Annotated in this window: 9 protein-coding genes; 5 read left to right on the top strand and 4 right to left on the bottom strand. The window is 34.8% G+C overall.

All coding sequences use genetic code 11. The annotated features are described in order from the left end of the window. Positions 1-8 precede the first annotated feature (8 nt). The 3 genes from HHX25_RS09160 to HHX25_RS09150 all read right to left on the bottom strand — a co-directional run bounded on the left by HHX25_RS09160 (position 9) and on the right by HHX25_RS09150 (position 7,884). Positions 9-3,332 carry a VCBS repeat-containing protein gene (locus HHX25_RS09160; protein ID WP_169672387.1) on the bottom strand — a complete coding sequence of 1,108 codons (3,324 nt, stop codon included), beginning with the start codon at positions 3,330-3,332 and terminating at the stop codon, positions 9-11. Between the two features lie 108 nt (positions 3,333-3,440). Beyond that, on the bottom strand, positions 3,441-4,856 hold the full coding sequence (locus HHX25_RS09155) for a RagB/SusD family nutrient uptake outer membrane protein (RefSeq protein WP_169672385.1): 1,416 nt from the start codon (positions 4,854-4,856) through the stop codon (positions 3,441-3,443). A gap of 16 nt (positions 4,857-4,872) precedes the next feature. Continuing rightward, on the bottom strand, positions 4,873-7,884 hold the full coding sequence (locus tag HHX25_RS09150; protein ID WP_169672384.1) for a SusC/RagA family TonB-linked outer membrane protein: 3,012 nt from the start codon (positions 7,882-7,884) through the stop codon (positions 4,873-4,875). A 215-nt stretch (positions 7,885-8,099) separates the two neighbouring features. Here HHX25_RS09150 and HHX25_RS09145 point away from each other — a divergent pair, with 215 nt between their 5' ends. After that, positions 8,100-8,975, top strand: coding sequence for an AraC family transcriptional regulator (locus HHX25_RS09145; RefSeq protein ID WP_169672382.1), 876 nt, complete (start codon positions 8,100-8,102; stop codon positions 8,973-8,975). Between the two features lie 454 nt (positions 8,976-9,429). After that, entirely contained in the window at positions 9,430-11,682 is a 2,253-nt protein-coding gene (gene bglX, locus HHX25_RS09140) for a beta-glucosidase BglX (protein WP_240964431.1), read from the top strand. A gap of 214 nt (positions 11,683-11,896) precedes the next feature. On the opposite strand, the gene HHX25_RS09135 is transcribed toward bglX, so the two are convergent. After that, on the bottom strand, positions 11,897-13,498 hold the full coding sequence (locus HHX25_RS09135) for an MFS transporter (protein ID WP_169672378.1): 1,602 nt from the start codon (positions 13,496-13,498) through the stop codon (positions 11,897-11,899). Between the two features lie 290 nt (positions 13,499-13,788). Here HHX25_RS09135 and HHX25_RS09130 point away from each other — a divergent pair, with 290 nt between their 5' ends. The 3 genes from HHX25_RS09130 (at position 13,789) to HHX25_RS09120 (ending at position 20,663) form a co-directional block, all read left to right on the top strand. Beyond that, complete coding sequence (locus tag HHX25_RS09130) at positions 13,789-14,916, top strand: helix-turn-helix domain-containing protein (RefSeq protein ID WP_169672376.1); 1,128 nt, start codon at positions 13,789-13,791, stop codon at positions 14,914-14,916. A 105-nt stretch (positions 14,917-15,021) separates the two neighbouring features. Beyond that, complete coding sequence (locus HHX25_RS09125) at positions 15,022-16,758, top strand: sodium:solute symporter family transporter (RefSeq protein WP_169672374.1); 1,737 nt, start codon at positions 15,022-15,024, stop codon at positions 16,756-16,758. Between the two features lie 716 nt (positions 16,759-17,474). Continuing rightward, positions 17,475-20,663: a SusC/RagA family TonB-linked outer membrane protein gene (locus tag HHX25_RS09120; RefSeq protein WP_169672372.1), complete on the top strand. Its 3,189-nt coding sequence runs from the start codon at positions 17,475-17,477 to the stop codon at positions 20,661-20,663. The last annotated feature ends 5 nt before the right edge of the window (positions 20,664-20,668 follow it).

The raw sequence follows: 20,668 nt of genomic DNA, 5'->3' as shown, positions 1-20,668 counted from the left end.
ATAAGATTTTAATGAGATTTAACTTCGATGAATTTGAGGATATCGTTATTATTTGAAACGATTATCATCTGTTTCTCTCCCACCCTTATTAAGGCCAGATCTTTAACATCTTTGGGTGCATAAAACCCACTTTCCTGAATTGAATAAGGCGTAAATGCGCCCTGACCATTCCCTGTTAAAAATACACCTGTCCCTGCATCATTCCTAGGTGTTTCAATCTCAGACCCATACAAATTTCCTACTGTTACAAAATCTAGATTTCCGTCATTATTAAAGTCTTTTACCAATATCTGATTGCTACTAGATAATTGTACTTCGTTTGGTAATTTATGTAAAACGAATGTACCTCCTTTATTTTCAATATATAATGTCGCAAATGTATTCACCTGGTAGTGTAATGAAGCTTCTAATTCTTCTTCACCATACACGTCAACCAGTGTTGCCTCGGCAAACTCATTATAAGTTTTAAATTTTTCTTTAATTGCTTTAACCTGAGACGACGAACAAGAACGCCCTCTAACTGGGTATTTCTCTCCTTCGTTATAATAACTTAAAACAATATCTTTTTTATTATTGCCGTCAAAATCATTGAAATAAATATCGAAAGTTTCATCTTCAAAGGATTTATATTTATAATTAAGCCCCAGATTGCCAGCTACAAAATCAATATCACCATCATTATCAAAATCACCACTGGCAATACTAAACCACCATCCTGTGGTATCTGTCAACCCTAAATTCCCTGAAATTTCAGTAAAGTTCTTTCCTTTGTTATTTTTAAAGACACGTATCGGCATCCATTCACCTACTATGACAATATCATCCCAGCCATCTTTATCTATATCGTCAATGCTTGCAGACGTAGCTAGTCCTAATTTATCAAATTCTGGGACTAAAGTATCTGTAACATCTAAAAATTTAATGCCTTGGGACGTACTAACATTTTTAAGAATATATGTTTTGGCAGGTGACGGATAATTACCAGGCACCAATCGCCCACAAACAAGCAAATCCTGATCCCCATCTTTATCGTAGTCAAAATTATAAACGCGAGATCCACTGTCAACTATCTCTGGAAGCGCGTTTTTAGATATTGATAAATTCCCAGAGCCATCATTTATATAAAGCCTGTCCTGAAGCATTTGGGAATGAGACTCAAACTCATTTCCTCCACTAACAACATACAAATCTAAATCGTCATCATTATCGGCATCAAACATTAAAGATCCCATATCCTCATGAATCACATCATTATTAAAAGCAAATTCCTTTTTATCAAAAAGCCCCTGTTTATTTTGGTAAAACAATCCACCCATCTGGCCTGAAGCACCACTAACATAAAAGTCGTCTAACCCGTCCTTATTTAAATCTCCAACAGATATGTAAGGCCCAAAAGTAGATGTTTTATGAGGTAACAATATTTCTTTTGCGTAATCGTCATATTCATTTTCTATATGCACGAACAAAGAGTCTAATGCCTTATTTTCTGAATCAAAAAACGATTCTTTTTTCAACACGTCTTCTTCTTTACCCAAGGTGGCATTGGCATAATTCAACACCAATTTTTTATTAACCAAAACCTGCGTCAAGGTTTGCGTTTTGCCATCTTGCCATTCAACATTTAAAGTATCTATGAGCGTTTCTTTTCCAAGACCAAAATGAAGTAATGGAGCCATGGAAGAAATATAGCCATGCTCTAAACTTAGTTCTTGAAATTGTTTCTTGCCATCAGCTATAATTGTACATTTTGTTCCAATACCCTTAGAGTTCAAAGCTTTTCCCTTAAATTGGATTGTGATATAATTATTGTTTTCTCTATTATTATTCTCAAATATCACTGCTTTATCATCAATATTATTCAGAATAATTTCAAGATCTCCATCATTGTCTAAATCTGCATAAGCAACACCATTAGAAAAGCCTTTGAATTCCAATCCCCACGCCTTATTTATTTTCTCAAATGTTAAATCTTTGGAGTTTCTAAAAACAAAATTATCTGTTTTCTCCGATGGCATTTTTAATGAGTTTTCAAGACCATCAATCTTTTGTTTTTCTCCAAAAGCGCTTTTAGCTTTTTTAATGGCATTAAAAAAATCGGTATTATTAATTTCTCTTCTGGTTCCATTAGACACATACAAGTCTTTCCAACCATCATTATCTAAGTCCGCAAAAAGCGGTCCCCAACTCCAATCGGTACTTGAGATGTTCGAAATTCTTGAAATATTATTAAACCGAGGTGCTTTATCACTATCTAAAACACCTGCATTTAGCTGCAAACAATTATGCATATATTGATAATAAAGTCCAGATTTATAAGTATCCCAAAACACCTGTGGGTTCATGCTTGCCATATTGGCTTTAGATCGTTTATTGGTAGAGGCATCCATATCGGCTTGAAAAATATCCAAAAACCCATCATTATTGAAATCGGCTATATCTGCCCCCATACCATACAAAGCTGTATGTTTCACAGATTGTTCAATAGTATTTCTAAATGTACCGTTTCCATTATTTATATAGCAAAAATCTGCACTGGCAAAATCGTTGCTAACATAGATATCTTTATAGCCATCGTTATTTAAATCACTTACACTTGCACTTAAAGTTAAACTATACGACAAAACCCCTGCCTCTTTTGTAACATCTGTAAATACTCCGTTTCCATTATTCTTATATAAATGATTCGAATGTTTTGAAGAGGCATGTCTTATAAGTTGCCTAAAAGTATCTGGAGCTGTTTTAAAGGGTGTAATAGGATAATTGGCAACATACAAATCCAGGTCGCCATCATTATCGTAATCAAAAAAAGTACTTTGTGTACTATGTCCTTTATCTGCTATCCCATATTTTTCAGCCTCTTCTTTAAATGTTATATAGCCCTTATCATTTAACCCTTGATTTACCAATAATTTATTTGGACAATCCTCACTCTTGCCAGATACACTTAAATAAATATCTAACCAGCCATCGTTATTAATATCTACTGTTGTTGCCCCTAAAAACCAATCATTACTGGACAAACCTGCATTTGCTTTTTCAGTAATATCCTCAAAAGTCAAAGCATTTTTATTAAGATAAAGTCTGTTACTAACCATATTACCTGTAAAGTACAAGTCCTGTAAATTATCATTATTAAAATCGCCAACAGCAATACCACCTCCCATATATATATACGGGTAGTTGAAATAATTTAAAGTATCTGATTCTGTTAAAGAATTTTCAAAATCAATTCCCGACGCTTTAGAGCTTAATAATGTAAACTGTTTTTTGTCAATATCTTTTGAGCAGGAGATTATAATAATGGAAAGGAAAAGGCACTTAAGAAATCTCATAATGAAACTAATTTTGGAGGGATAAACAAATATAGAAAATCCTGCATAGCAAGTATACAGGATTTTCCGATAAATCAAATTAATAAAAAACTAAACTAATTAATCTTCTTATAAATTAGTGTTACCCTGTAATTCTATATTTGGTATTGGCAACAAGTATGTATCGTTATCAAACCGCTGCAAATCCAACCATCTGGATTGTTCACCTGCCAATTCTACCCATCGCTCATGTTTAATAGCATCTAAGATTGCGGCTGTTCCAGATACTGAAACATCTGGCAAAGAGACCGATGTTCTCGACCGAACTTCATTTAAAAAACCTAAAGCTACAGCTTCAGAACCACCAGAACGTATTTCCGCTTCTGCTTTCATTAGCAACACGTCTGCATAACGAAGCACTCTGGCATTGATACCACTATCTGCAGTCTCTGAACTTCTATCATCTAAATTTTGATATTTTCTCCATGCTGGATTATCGTCTGGTCCAATCGTACCTGCAGTAAATGTACTCTTACCATCATTATATATGTTGGTCATCGTTCCGTTATCATCTGCATCAATGGAGTAAAAATTATCCGCATAACGCGTATCACCATCTTCATATTCATCTAAAAGCGCCTGACTCGGCTTCACATTATACCATCCAGAGTATTCCATAGCCCTGAATGATGTCTCTGAATTTCCGAGACCATTCTGCTTCCAAGAATCACCACCTCCTGTAGACTCATCATAAATTACTTCAAATATAGATTCGTCATTATGTTCTCCTGCCACAGTAAAGTTATCTCTATAATTGTCTATTAAACTATATCCCGTTACATTTGCTAAGGCTGATTTTGCTCCAGATGCGTCTCCATTTTGCAATAATACTTTTCCTAAAAGTGCCCAAGCTGCTCCAGAAGTTGGCCTTCCTACTTCTTGCGTTCCTTTTGCAGGCAAATTAGCTGTCGCAAACTGTAAATCTGCAACAATAGCACTGTATATATCTGCTACTGATGATTTAGGCCGACCACCCCTAACAATTTCCAAATCCAGCACTAAGGGTATTTCACCATATTTATTTACCAAATTGAAGTAAAAAAGTGCTCTTAAAAATCTTGCTTCTCCTAATCTTGCTGCTATTTCGGCAGTAGGTATATTTTCAAAATTTTCTTCATTTACAATAACAAAATTGCAGCGCCCGATACCTTGGTAATTATGTTGCCAATATTGATTGTTTCCATTATTAGCTTCATCAACATCCCGATTGATCATTTGCACTTTATCTGCTTCTAAATTTCCCGCTGCATAATTTTCTCCTGCAACATTGTCGTTAATGTAAAATTGATATCTCGCATAATTACCCGTCTCTTGAAGATAAGTATACGCTGCTGTTACCGCCGCTTCTAGTTGTACACTTGATTTAAAAAATGTCTCTGGTGACGATTGATTTGGATTCGTTAGGTCTATATCCGATTCATTACAGGAAATTAGAATTCCAGTAATTACTACGATACCAGTAAAAAAGATCTTAATTTTTTTCATGTTTTTTTATATTATATTAAAATGCTAATTGAACCCCGAAAATAAATGATCTAGGTTGCGGGTACACCCCTCTATCAATACCAACCCCTGCAGCTGCAGATTGTTGTCTTGGAGTTACCGTAGAACTTCCTCCAATTTCTGGGTCGTAACCAGAATAGTTTGTTATTGTAAATAGGTTTTGTCCTGTAGCATACACTCTAAACTTAGAAAAAGCACCATTGGCCATAGTAGATAGTACTGACCCTGGCAAACTATATCCGATCGTTAAATTTCTAAGTTTAGCATAAGAACCATCCTCTATAAAACGGTCTGAACGATTCACATTATCAGAATGACTAGACACGAACCTTGGCACCGTTGTATTTGTATTGGTTGGCGTCCATCTGTGCAACACAGCGGTACCAGCATTAAACAAACGCGTCATCCCCTCAAGATCATATATAGTTGTATTATATATATCATTGCCACTTACACCGCTAAAAAATAAAGTGGCATCAAAGTTTTTATAATTAGCTGTTAGGTTTAAGCCATAGGTAAGTTCTGGAAATGGATTTCCTATTTTCACATTATCATCACCATCAATAGTTCCATCCCCATTTTGATCTACAAAACGAATATCTCCTGCTGCTGCATTTGGCTGGGCACTCGTATCGTCTCCTTCTTGAAACAGACCATCTGTTTGAAGTCCATAAAAGTAGAATAATGATTCTCCTTTTGTTATTCTGGATAAATTCTCACCTTCAAAAGCAGAGCTTTCAATAAATAACAGATCGTCACTAAGTTGAACAGCCTTGTTTTTAGATGTACCAAGATTCAAATTTGCCGACCAACTAAAATCTCCGCCTTTATTATGATTATAACCAATATTGAACTCTAGCCCTTTAGTATTCGTCGATGCACCATTACGCTGTGTAAAAAGAGCTCCCAAACCATCTGACGTTACATTGGGAATTGGTACAATAACATCTTCTATGTCATTATTATAATATTCCAAGGATAGTGTAAGCGCGTTACTAAAAAGCCCTAAATCCAAACCTATATTGGTCATAGTCGCTTCTTCCCATTTTAAATCTGGGTTTGGGCTACCAAAATTAGAGACTCCCACGTTTCTACTAAGACCTACATAATTATACGTATTTATTAAACCTGATTCAAAAACATAATCTACAGAACCATCATTACCCGTAACTCCCCAAGACCCTCTTAGCTTTAAGTTACTTATTGTATTGGAATCTTTCAAAAACTCTTCTTCACTTAACACCCAACCTAAAGACACGGCTGGAAAATTTGCCCATTTATTCCCTTTACCAAAACGAGAAGTTCCATCACGACGAACAGATGCCGATAACAGATATTTATTATCAAAATTATAATTCACCCTTCCGATATAGGAAATTAAAGCATATTCAAAAAGTTGGTTGGTAATCTGTCCATTTCCTTGAATTACAGGCACTGTATTTGTTATTGGGTTTGAAGCTTGAGATTGATTATTACGGGCTGTCGTTTCAAATTTTTCAGCAACTACCAACAAATCCAAATTATGAACCTCATTAAAAGCGGTAGAATAGGTCAACGAATTTGTATAAGTATTCGAGTTAAACGTATTGGCGTTTTGAATGAGTTGTGCTGCAGTACGCTCATTAATCCCTTCGTCAAAAGAAGGACGATGAATATTATTAGACACCGATGTTCTCTCAAAACCATATTGAAACTTATATTCCAAACCATCAATAAATTCGTAAGATGCATAGAGCGATCCTAGTATTTTAGTAATATCGGTTACATTACTGCTTATGGTTTGAAGTCTTACTGGGTTTTCTGCATCCGAACCGTTATCTAAAGTCGTATCGGTTCCACCAAAGCCTCCAGGATTATTTGGATTAAAAACCGGCGTATAAGGCAATGATTTAATCATGTGCTCTATTAATGTCCTATCTCCATTCTCCTCTTCGTTTTTCATTTCGGAATCTGCAATAGCCAAAGTTTCTCCTATTTTAAACTTATTACCTATTTTAAATTCACTGTTAGCCCTTAGAGACGATCTGTTAAAACCAGTATTGATAATAATTCCTTCTTGATCGATATAACCTGCAGAGATGTTAAATACAGCCGTATCATTTCCTCCCGACACACCCAAGTTGGTATTATGCACAAAGGCCGTTTGGAATACCTCATCCTGCCAGTCTGTATTAAGTCTTGTGGACGCCTCGTCTGTGGTATACCTATTAGGCAATCCATAAGTTTCACTTGCAAATTGTCTAAATTGATTGGTATCCAATAAATCTAATGTCTTTGGAACACTTTGAGAAGACAAATAAGAGTCCAAGGTCACTTTTGTTTTTCCAGATCGGCCCTTCTTTGTGGTAATAATTACAACACCATTAGAAGCTCTAGACCCATAAATAGCAGCCGTTGACGCATCTTTTAACACATCCATAGTTTCTATATCATTAGGATTAATCTCATTAATCCCCCCAGACACAATACCATCTATAACATATAATGGCTGACTATTGCCAAAGGTTCCTAAACCACGTATTTGAACTTGCGGCGATGTTCCTGGAGATCCTCCATTAATTACTGTTACACCAGGTGCTTGACCTTGTAAGGCTTGATCTGCAGACGTAACGGGTGTCCTATTAATATCCTCCGATTTTACCGAAGAAATAGCTCCCGTTACCAAACGTCTAGACGTTTTTCCGTAACCTACTACAACGACCTCATTTAAGGCGCTAGTATCTTCAACAAGAACTGCATTAACAACTGATTTCCCATCTACAGCTATTTCTAGTGTCTCATATCCGACATAGCTAAAAACTAATATAGCATTGGCATCTACATTAGAGAGACTATACTTTCCATCAAAATCTGCTCCAGCTCCATTGGAAGTTCCTTTTACTATGACATTAGCACCAGGCAAAGGACCACTAGAGTCAGAAATAGTACCAGTGATGTTCTGAGAATACATAGAAAAACTCAAAACAAAAACTGCTAAAAAAAGTAGTTTTTTAAATAATTTTTTTTTCATAAATCATTGTGAATTAGTTTATTAAAAAATAATTTTTAATAATTTCATTAAATAGAGTAGATTTGTAATGAACAAAAATTATAACCTATTATTATTTAATGAATAGTTAACATTTAGTTTGTGATACAAATTTAACATCAAAATATACATTCATATAATATGATTTTATCAAATAATAATATATATTTTTCACAATATCACAAAAAACACACCCAATGTTAGATAACATACACAGAGAAATAACCCAGCTAACACCTGAAGACAGTTTTTTAGTGTTTGATCGGGTAAAAGACGATTTCGATTTCCCTATTCACTTTCATCCTGAATATGAATTAAACTTTATACAGAACGGAAAAGGCGTTAGAAGAATAGCCGGAGACAGCATTGAAGAAATAGACGACATCGAACTTGTTTTTGTGGGCTCGAATTTAGTCCACGGCTGGGAACTACATAAATGCCAGAGCAAAAAGATTCACGAAATCACTATACACATCAATTACGATTTACTTGATGAAAAACTATTGGCAAGAAATATATTTAAACCCATAAAGGATATGTTTGAAAAAGCCGCTCATGGTATTTTATTTTCAAAAAAGGTTTCTTTGGATATGGCACCACGACTTATAAAACTGAGCAAAACAGACGGTATAGACTACTATTTAGAGTTTATATCTATACTGTATGATTTAGCAAACTCAAGAAATCAACGTATGCTGTCTAATTCTGCGACACAAAAAAAAGACTTTGAGAACAGTTCAAAAATAAAAAAGGTTTACGACTACATCCAAAATAATTTTGATAAAAAAATATCATTAGATGAAATATCATCTTTAGTAAACATGACACCTGTTTCTTTTAATCGATTTATAAAAAAACGGACGGGAAAAACCTTTGTTGTTTATGTAAATAGCACCCGCATAAGCCACGCTAGCAAATTGCTTCTAGAAACAGATTTAAGCATTGCAGAAATAAGCTTCAAGTGTGGATTTAACAACATCGCAAACTTCAATCGCATTTTCAAAAAAGAAAAAAATGCGACTCCCAGTGAATTTAGAGAAGACTTCAACGCATGTATTAAACGTGTTTTGTAAAACCACCACCCCACCATTTACTTATTTAAAAACCACTCAAGTGGTTTTCTTTTTTTTGAATAAAAAATAGTATCATTAATTGATCATAAAAGACAATTTAATACGTGTTAATACTTATATTTTTGTAATATATTTTCATAAAAAGAATTATTTCAGCTTTTATTAAAGAAGCAAAAAGACTTTAAATACAGTATATCAGGAACAAACACCAAATTCCATACGTTGTATCACAGAACACAGGAATTAAAATATATTATATTTAGATGTGATAAAATTTGTTTAGTATAAAGAAAAAATAGTACCATACAAATTTAAAATTAAGACATGTCTATTAATTTTCATAACACTTCTAAAAATATAAAAATCTGATTTTCAAAAATTTAAACAAAATAACATCTTTATTATGAATATAAAATTTAAACTTATTCAATATATAATAGTAACAATAATGTTTATGGCTTGCACCGATAATCACAATAACAACACTATAACTTATTCTAAGACAGATCCAATCAATAAAAAAGTAGACTCCCTTATTAAAATAATGACACTAAAAGAAAAAATTGGTCAGATGAACCAGTATAATGGCTTTTGGGATGTCACAGGCCCTGCCCCTGATAATGGTGATGCCGAAATAAAATATGAACATTTAAAAAACGGTCTTGTCGGCTCTATGCTTTCCGTAAGAGGAACTAAAGCCGTTAGAGCAGTACAAAAAATTGCCGTTGAAGAGTCCAGACTAGGAATTCCATTAATAATTGGCTTTGATGTTATCCACGGCTATAAAACACTAAGTCCCATACCATTAGCAGAAGCAGCAAGCTGGGATCTGGAAGCCATAGAAAAATCTGCTCAAGTAGCAGCGGCCGAGGCATCTGCAGCTGGCATAAATTGGACATTTGCCCCAATGGTGGATATATCTAGAGACCCGAGATGGGGACGTGTTATGGAAGGCGCGGGAGAGGATCCCTTTTTAGGAAGCAAAATTGCAGTAGCAAGGGTTAAGGGGTTTCAAGGAGATGATTTATCTGCCGTTAATACCATAGCCGCCTGTGCTAAACATTTTGCTGCTTATGGGTTTTCTGAAGCAGGAAAAGAGTACAACACAGTAGACATCGGAAACTCAACACTTCATAATACTGTACTGCCTCCATTTAAAGCTGCCGTAGAAGCTAATGTTAAAACTTTAATGAATGCATTTAACGAATACGATGGTGTTCCTGCTACAGGAAATGAATACTTACTGAGAAATATTCTAAAAGATAAATGGGGCTTTAAAGGTTTTGTAATTACCGATTGGGCATCAATAAAAGAAATGGTTATTTGGGGATATGCGAAAGACAAAAGGGATGCTGCTAAAATAGCAGCCTTAGCAGGCTCTGATATGGATATGGAATCGCATATCTACGTATCCGAATTAGAACAATTAGTAAAAGACGGTGTTATTGATGAAAAAATTATTGACGAGGCTGCTCGGAGAATTTTGACTGTAAAATTTGAATTGGGTTTATTCGACGACCCCTATAGATATTGCGATGAAACTAGAGAAAAAGAGGTTGTAAATAGTCCAAAACATTTAGACGTAGTTCTGGACATGGCAAAAAAATCTATTGTTTTACTTAAAAATGAAAATGATTTACTCCCGCTAAAAAAACAAGGACAAAACATTGCTCTAATTGGAGCCTTAGCAAATGAAAAAAATAGCCCACTTGGAAGCTGGAGAATTGCATCAAAAGATAATACAGGAGTCTCTGTACTGGAAGGTATGCAAAACTACAAAGACAATAACTTGATTTACAAAAAAGGCGCTGATATAACCGTTGGAGACACGCAATTTGTCAATGAACTCACAATAAACACTACGGACAAAAGTGAATTTAACGAGGCTATAGATGTTGCAAAAAAAGCAGATGTTGTTGTTATGGTTTTGGGAGAACATGGCTTTCAAAGTGGTGAGGCCAGAAGCAGGACAGATATTAACCTACCTGGCGTTCAACAAGAACTATTAGAAGCAATCTATAAAGTAAATAAAAACATTGTTTTAGTATTAAATAATGGCAGACCCTTGTCTATTACCTGGGCCGACAAACATATTCCAGCTATTCTTGAGACTTGGCAACTTGGCACACAGGCGGGACATGCTGTAGCACAAGTATTATACGGTGACTATAACCCTAGCGGCAAGCTACCTATGACTTTCCCTAGAAATGTTGGTCAAATCCCTATATATTATAACCATAAAAATACCGGGAGACCTGTTAGAGATGCCTTCAATCCCGAGTTGGTCTTTTGGTCTCATTATAGCGATGTAGAAAATACCCCACTTTACCATTTCGGACACGGCTTAAGCTATACCACTTTTAAATATGAGAATTTAGCTCTCGAAAAAACAGTATTTGGTATGGATGAAACTATCAATATTTCTGTCGGCATAACTAATACAGGAAAAGTGACTGGTAAAGAAGTTGCACAACTTTACATTAGAGATCTGGTTGCAAGCACAACAAGACCTGTAAAAGAACTAAAAGGTTTTGAATTAATTGAGTTACAAGCTGGTGAAACCAAGACCGTAAACTTTGTTTTAAATAAGGCCAGTTTGGGTTTTTACAACAATCAAGGGGATTTTATTATTGAACCAGGAACGTTTGAAATATTTATTGGAGGAAGTTCTCAAACAACTTTAAATACTCGTTTTGAATTAGAGTAGTCTTACCTTTATACAATTGCAAAAGAAAAGAGCTGCTTATACCAAAGTAGCTCTTTTCTTTTATAATGAACTATATATTATTCTACCTATTTGGACTATACCACGCATGTGACTTAGAATTATTATCATTTGAAATACAATAGTTCAAAACCATTTTTACAATCCCTATCGCGGTTTGTTTAAATCATAAAAAGCCATTTAAAACGATTAATAATTATTCCGATGCTCTTCTGGTATTTAGCTCTAAAGTTATTTCGTTTAATTTCTTTTGATTTAGCGGATAGAAAAACATAAAAACCGCTGCAATTAAAGATATTATTGCAGGAATCCAGCTCATCAACATCACTATACCAGGAATAGCACCACTAATAGCAACGGCATCTTGACCATCATAATTAAAGTTTGACAAAACAAAACCAATAATAGCACCTGCTATACCCCCTCCAAATTTTGTAGCAAATGACCCCGCTGAATATATAAGACCTGTGGCTCGTCGGCCATTTTTAAATTCAGAATAATCGGCTGCATCCCCTAACATGACAAAAAACAATGTTGGAAAAATTGCAGCTAAGAATTCTGAAACGATACCAATGGCAAAAATTGCCTCGACATCGTTAGGACCACAAAAAACAAGCAATGCGTTTACCAAACCTGACAAAATCAATGCATAAATGAATAGATTCCGTTTACCCAGTTTCTTTCCTAAAGGTGCCGTTATGATAGCACCTGCAATCGATGCCAACATGAGTCCTACTAAAAAGCTTGCTGCCAATAATTGGTTATTTAAATAATGCGTAAAATAGATAACAACGATACCTTGTTTTATTGAGTTATAGACATTAAACAACAAACCCACCATCAATAAAACCAACCATGGCCTATTGGATATCAAATCTCTTAAATCTTTCCCTAAATTACTTTTTTGATCTTTAGGCGGTGACACCCTTTCTTTCGTTGTATAAAATGTTATAAACATAAAAACAGCCAAGAACACCGAAAGCAAATAGATCGAGTTGCTATAGCCTTGTTTCTGGTCTATAATAGAGATTTTATCTGCATCAATATCAGCTTCTCCGCTCACAATAAATGTATAGGGTTTACCAGCTTCTACAGAAAAACTTTTTGCATGCGTAGGCATATTTTTTTCTGCACCAATAGCCTCATCATCCCAAGTAAACAAAGCGATACCTGCTTCTGTTTTTATATTAACATTAGACACATCAGATGGCGCAGACACCTCAACCCTAAATTTATCTTCATCCAGTTTATCTACTTTAACAGTAGGGTTAATATTTCCAAAATAGGCTACTAAAAAAAGTAAGACGCCTTGCACAAGCATACCTCCTCCAAAAGCTCCAACCATTCTAAAAGACCCGATACTTGTTCGCACTTTATCATCCCCAGTCATAACTGCCATTAAAGCCCCATAGGGTATATTATTAGCAGTATAAATAAGCGTAAATAAAATATATGTAATATAGGCGTATAAAACTTTTCCTGAATCACTTAAATCTGGACTTGTAAAAAGCAACGAAAGAATAGTCGCTAACGGAATAGCTGTCCACAAAATCCAAGGGCGGAATTTCCCATATTTAGATTTTGTTCTATCCCCTACTATCCCCATCAGCACATCACTAATACCATCACTAAATCGAGCTACCAAAAACAAGACTCCAACTGTTGCCGGGCTTAACCCAAAAACATCTGTATAAAAAATGAACAAAAATGTAGCAACCCCTCTCCAAGCTATATTTGCAGCACCATCCCCTAAAGCATATCCTATTTTTTCGGTTATCGAGACTCTATCCTTTATCATAAATATTGATTATATTTTTACATTATTAAAACTTAAAGAAGACTGATCAGCCCTTATTTTCAATCGATTAATTTCAGGTTAAATTAGCTATTCTATGGCTTGAATTTAAATACTTTTTCTATCAAATCCGATATTATTCTTTCATTTAGTTTACAACTGAATGTTTTACCATTCAGGGTTAGATGCAAACACCCTCTAATTCTAATATATTAAACTACACTTCATGATTTTTTTATAGATTAAATAATTATGTTAAATTCAGCACTTTAATTTAAATCCAGGTAACAAGAATGCCCCATTTATTATTAGAAATACTAAAGCATTACCATATTTTCGGACTGCTTAATTTATTTCTTTTATACATTCTACTCCTCTCTTATTCTGATAAAAAGCTAACACTCTGGTATAGTACATTTGTACTATCTATTGTTTTAGATTTATTTAACTATGTTGGCTTGTTTAATCTGTTTTTTTATTCTCCAAATTTTACGTTAGCCTATCTACCCTGGTCTGCATTCACCCCAATTGCCCTTTATAAACTAACTTTGATCTCTTACAATATAAAGGAGCCATTTCACAAGAGGGTATTTCAATTACTATTCCTGTCCTTTTGTGTTATGTTTTGCTATTTTTTCATAAAGTCGTATTACATTTTATTAGGAGATTTAACTTTAAGAAACCGCTATTTTATTACCGAAAACACCTTTGCGCTCATAGAATATTGGATTATAAAAATATTCATCGCTACCACTCAGTTTATAGGATTAGCATTAAGCTATTCCATTATAAAAAAGTCACCCATAAAGCTTAACAAAGATGTCTACTACCTATTTATCATACTGAGCATTATTACATTTTTGTCCGTAATCCAAATCGTTCAGGACCTATATGGACATCCTAATAATATATTATCTAGTCCAAACAATCTATACCTAACTATAATTACAACTGGGGGGTTAATAATTGCATATCGAAAAATTATTGGTATCGATGCTTCAAAAAGAAAAAACAGTCAAACAACTACGAACAACAAATCATATGAATTAGATTTTGAACGTCTTAAAAATATTGAGGAGAAAATACGTTCAGCAATGGAGGAAAAGCAATTATACAAAAACAGAAAATTACAGTTAAAAGACCTGAGCAAGGAAGTTTCAACTCCAGAAAATTACGTGTCAGAAGTTTTATCAAAACAGCTCCAAACAAACTATTATGATTTTATAAACAGCTATCGAGTTCATGAAGTAAAAAGGTTAATGCATTCTGAAAAATACAAAGATTACAAGTTAATGGCACTAGCTACAGAGGCTGGTTTTAACTCCAAAACTACTTTTAATGCTGCTTTTAAGAAAAGTACAGGCCAGACACCTTCTGAATATAAAAAAGGAATTTTCCCCAAAAAAAATATGTACGGCTAAGCCAAAACGAACGTTTAAATTACTAAACCATACCACTACCAACTATTTGATTCTCTAATTACACACCTCCCTTTATACTTTTGAGGCCAACCTAATTAGTAAATCATGTTTTTATCAAATCTAGATCTTATCGTATTATTTGTTTATTTATTTGGAGTCATAGGTTACGGGCTATGGATGTCTCGGGCTAAATACAAAAATGCTTCAGATTATTTTTTAGCCAGTAAATCTTTACCGTGGTGGATTGTTGGTGGCTCTTTAATTGCTTCTAATATTTCTGCCGAGCAAATTTTAGGAACAAACGGATCTGGCTATGCTATTGGTTTAGCCATTGGTGGTTATGAGCTCATGTCTGCTTTGACTTTAATTTTAGTCGCAAAATACCTTCTACCTGTTTTTCTTGAGAAAAAAATTTACTCGATACCTCAATTTCTAAAAAACAGATTTGATAATCGTGTACGCATATGTTTTAGTTTTATCTTAATCGTTCTCTATGTTTTTGTTAATATTTCTTCCATTTTTTATCTAGGCGGTTTAGCCATTGAAAATTTAACAGGTCTCCCTATTCTTATTGGTGTTCTTGGCTTAGTTATATATTCGGCCTCCTTTTCCATTTTTGGAGGTCTAAAAGCTGTTGTATGGACAGATGTCATACAAGCAGTTGTCTTATTAGTTGGCGGGCTGGTTGCTGCTGGAATGGCTCTTTATGCTCTTGGAGATGGCAATGTTTTTAATGGTGTTTCTAATTTATACAAATTTGCTCCTGAAAGGTTCGACATGATTTTAGATAAAGGACATAAATATTTTAATAGTGTTCCTGGTATTAGTGTTCTAGTTGGCGGTATGTGGATTACCAATTTATACTATTGGGGCGGCAACCAATTCATTATTCAAAGGGCACTGGCATCAAAAAATATAAAAGAAGCTCAAAAAGGTGTTGCTTCTGCCGCTCTATTAAAGATTTTAATGCCAGTAATAGCTGTCGTACCTGGAATGGCCGCTTATGCATTACAAGCCGATATAGGCAAGCCAGATGAAGCGTTCCCTTGGGTACTCAGCCAACTCGTCCCAATAGGGATAAAAGGGTTAGTTTTTGCTGCTTTAGTAGCTGCTATTGGTAGTTCTATTAGCTCGTTGGTTAATAGTGTATCGACCATAGCCACCCTCGATTTATACAAACCTATTTTTAAGAAAAATGCTTCCGAAAAACATCTGGTTAAAGTTGGAAAAATAACTGCCGCCGCTGCCCTATTAATTGGCATGTTGGTTGCCCCCCTTTTAAGCATGCTCGAACTGGATCAAGCATTTCAGTTCATTCAGGAATTCACAGGTTTTATAAGTCCTGGCGCCTTTGTTGCTATTATATTTGGGATGTTTTGGAAACGAACAAGTGCAAAAGCAGCGCTATGGGTTGCTTTATTATGTGTACCATTATCTATTGGGTTATTTATAATGACAGATATACCGTTTTTCTATCGCATGACTATTTCGTTCGTAGTATTATCCTCACTAATAGTGTGCTTATCTTATCTTGATAAACCTTATAGTGTAGATAAAAAGACAGATTCGAAATCTGCATTTGTAATCTTTGGAGCTATGCTACTTACATCCATACCATTTGTACTTAGAATCTTTGCAAGTGACATTTCCCTTCCTACTTGGCTTGGCGCCTTGTTCTTATTTATGAATGTTATTTGTTTATATTTCATTTTCACGAACAAAACCAATAATCAAAAGGCTATATCTCTTGGCTCTCAAATTTTTAAAACTGATAAATCCTTTAATAGGATAGCATTCATAATTATAATTATTCTCTCTTCTATCTACGGGTTTTTGTGGTAGAAAAAGACCTGAAAAACTTTATAATTTAATCTGCTAGGTTGAGTACTTTGACTTCAGTGTTAACTTTGTTAAAACCAATATTGAATATCGATTAGCCAAAACATTTGGACAGGCATGTCTTAAATAGGACCTAATAGGCTCTATAGAGCATTAAAATTACTTTTAAAACCGTTCCTTTATTCTCAATAAACAACGCTATTCTACCCATCATCTCATTGGGTATATTTTTCATATAAAATTATTTATAGGCATTTAAATCATACTTCCTAAACAACCGTTTCTTATGCCTGGAACATAAAGTTAAGCACAAGAACGAATTCTTCACAACCCAGCAAGCAACTTGGGATAGCCCAACCTCATTCAAAAAAATATATTATCCCTATTTATTTAACATTTAAGTTAAAATTTACACAACAAAATCCGCATTAGCGTATGAATTTATAAGCATTTGATACGCTATTATAAATTATATCTCTAGACAGAAAGTATTTTTACTGGGTATAAAAACATCCAAATTATCTCAGATAAAAAACTAGAATCAAATTAATTAACAATAACTAAATCTCGAACAAAACATGGAAAAATAAATTACCCTATTAGGAAGTATTATAAATTTTGTCCGTTGCTTTCTTAAGCAGAATTTAAAAACAGAACATAACCAAAAAGGCTGTATTTAGATTGACAAATTTAGCTAACATTAACTTAAAAATATTTAAATGAAAAAAACAAATTACCAAACTAAACATAGTTGTAGCATCATCCTGCTATTACTACTGTCTGTATTTTCCTTTCTGGGAAATGCTCAGACTATCACAGTAACAGGGACAATAACAGATGAGTCTGGCGTTCCTCTTCCAGGTGCTAATATTATTGAAAAAGGATCCTCTAATGGCGTTCAAGCAGATTTTGATGCTAGTTTTTCGATAACCGTATCCAGTAGCAATTCAATTTTAGAAATTTCCTATGTTGGATTTAAAACCACAGAAATACCTATCAATGGCCAATCAAACTTAAGTATTTCACTTAAAGAAGACACAACTGGTCTTGACGCTGTAGTTGTAGTTGGATATGGTACCCAAAGAAGAAAAGACTTAACAGGAGCTATTACCAGTATTAATGCTGAGGACATAGCACAAAGAGGCGTTACCAATGTTAGTGAAGCCTTAAGAGGGCGTATTGCTGGGCTTTCGACAACGGTTAGCAATTCACCTTCTGGAGGCACTAATTTTCTTGTCCGTGGGGATACCTCTTTATCTGGAGGCACCGCCCCTTTAATTGTTTTAGATGGTGTCATTTATTACGGGAGTCTTTCAGATATCAATGCCAATGATGTACAAAGTATAGATGTTCTTAAAGATGCCAGTTCGGCTGCTATTTTTGGGGCACGTTCATCTAACGGAGTTATTATCATAACTACCAAAAAAGGACGAGGCAAATCTGTTATCAATTTTAGCTCTTCGGTTGGTATTTCCAAGTTGGTGAATCATCCTAAATTTAGAGGCCCTCAAGAATTCCTGGATTTTAAAGTTGCTGCCTATGAAACCAACAACCCTGGCACTTCTGGACCAAATCCTCAATTTTACAGAAACCCAGTAGAATTAGACGGTATAGATATTAATACTTGGAGAAATTATGGCGCTGCAAATCCTGTTGACCCTAATATCCCCAATAACGAAATATGGTTCAACAGACTAGGTATGAGCGAAATAGAACTTGAGAATTACGAAGCTGGCAGAACTACTGATTGGTTTGATGAAGTAACCAGAATAGGTATTCGCAGAGAAAATTCGATAAGTATCTCAGGCGGTAACGAAAAAACTTCTCACTACTTTTCTTTAGGTAATGTAGAGAATGAGGGGTTTATTTTAAACGACGAATTCAAAAGTATCCGAGCCAGGGTTAACTTAGAAACTAAAGTCAGATCTTTTTTCAAAATTGGAGTTAATGCACAATTTTCAAGAGATAATGGTAGAGGGTCCGACAATACAACCACGGCCAACGGTGAGCTATCTCCCAGTTTTTCACGTGCTGTAGTACAAAGTCCTTATGGTGCCAAATTTAATGAAGATGGTTCCATACGATTAGAACCCTTTAATGATGCTGCTGCAATCAATCCTTTTTTCACCTCTAGCAATAGCACAAGAGATATAGAAGATGATAATTTAATCGCCAATCTTTTTGCAGAACTCGAATTACCTTACGGGATAAAATACCGTATCAATTGGGTAAATAGTTTTGGCTGGATACAAGACTCTTTCTTTAATAGAACAAGCCCTGATGCTCAAGGATCTGGTGGATCGAGAAGAACTGACAGACGATATACTTGGAATGTAGATAATATTTTTAGCTGGGAAAAGCAATTTGGGGAGAACCATAAATTAGATGCTACTGTTGTTCTTAATGCTGAAAAGCGCCAAAGTTCAGGGCACACCTCTCGTAATTCACAATTTGTACCTAGCGAGATTTTAGGTTATAGCAACCTAGGAATAGGTACTAACCCTTTGGTTAGCAGTTATGATACCGCATATAGTGCAGATGGGCTATTAGGAAGGTTAAATTACGGATATAAAGGCAAATATCTTTTAACAGGATCTGTTCGTCGAGATGGATATTCTGTTTTAGGAGCCAATAATAGAAGAGCTACTTTTTTAGCTGGTGCATTTGCATGGAATATTTCTGAAGAAACTTTTTTAGATAACGCATCATGGATAGACAACTTAAAACTAAGGGTCTCTTATGGTCAAAACGGAAATAGGAGTGATCTTGCATTGTATAGCTCATTAGCACTGCTTAGTCCAGTAAATTACATCTATAGTGATAATGGAGCAGATACCCCTGTAACTGGTCTTTCATCCACTAGATTGGGTGATGCTAATTTAAAATGGGAAAGTACGGAGTCTTTAAACATAGGGACAGATTTCTCTATATTTAATGGTAAAGTTTTTGGCTCTTTAGAATTTTACAAGGCCAAGACTACAGATCTTATAGTACGCAGAGCGTTACCCAGAATAACAGGATATAGCTCAATTTCTACCAATCTTGGGCGATTAGACAATACAGGGTTTGAAGCTTCCCTGAATGCCATTGTTGTAGATAAACCCGATTTTGCTTGGCATTCTTCATTAAATTATTCTACAAATAGAAATGAAATTGTAGAGTTATATGGAGATGTTGAAGACGTGTTAGACGATCAAGGAAATGTTATAGGACAGCGATTGGCCGATGACCGTGCTAACAACTGGTTTATTGGTGAGTCTAAAGATATAAATTACGGCTTCGAAATTAATGGTGTATATACCACAGATGAAGTCGATGAAGCTGCTATTTATGGTAGACAACCTGGTGATTTTAGAGTCGTAGACCAAAATGGAGATGGTGTTATAGAATCTATCGTAGATCAAAAGGTGTTAGGACAAAAGAAACCAAGACATCGTATTAATTGGACTAACGATTTTACACTATTTAAAAATTTCAACCTCTCAATCTCCCTAGACAGCCAATTAGGTCACGAAGACGCATACAATGGTCGTTTTGGAGGTGGTTTAGGCCCTAGCATTTCATGGCAATCACAACGTCTAAATGGTTATAGTTTCCCTTATTGGACTCCAGAAAACCAATTAAACGACTGGGCAAGATTAGGCTCCAGAGCGAATGGCGAACAATATTATGAAAGTAAATCTTTTGTAAGAATTCAAAATATAACACTAGGGTACACCTTCCCAAATAGTGTTACTGACTTACTTCACATAGATGCCTTAAAGCTTTCTGTTGATTTAAACAACGTGGCTATTTTTACCAACTGGGAATTTTACGATCCAGAAACATATCGTTCTGGAGGATATGGTCAACCATCTGCCAGACCTGTGCCTTTTATCGGAACAGCAAGATTACTAATAACATTATAAAAAAA

Source organism: Flavivirga algicola (assembly GCF_012910715.1).
GTDB lineage: Bacteria > Bacteroidota > Bacteroidia > Flavobacteriales > Flavobacteriaceae > Flavivirga > Flavivirga algicola.
This window is presented reverse-complemented; position numbering and strand designations above follow the sequence as displayed.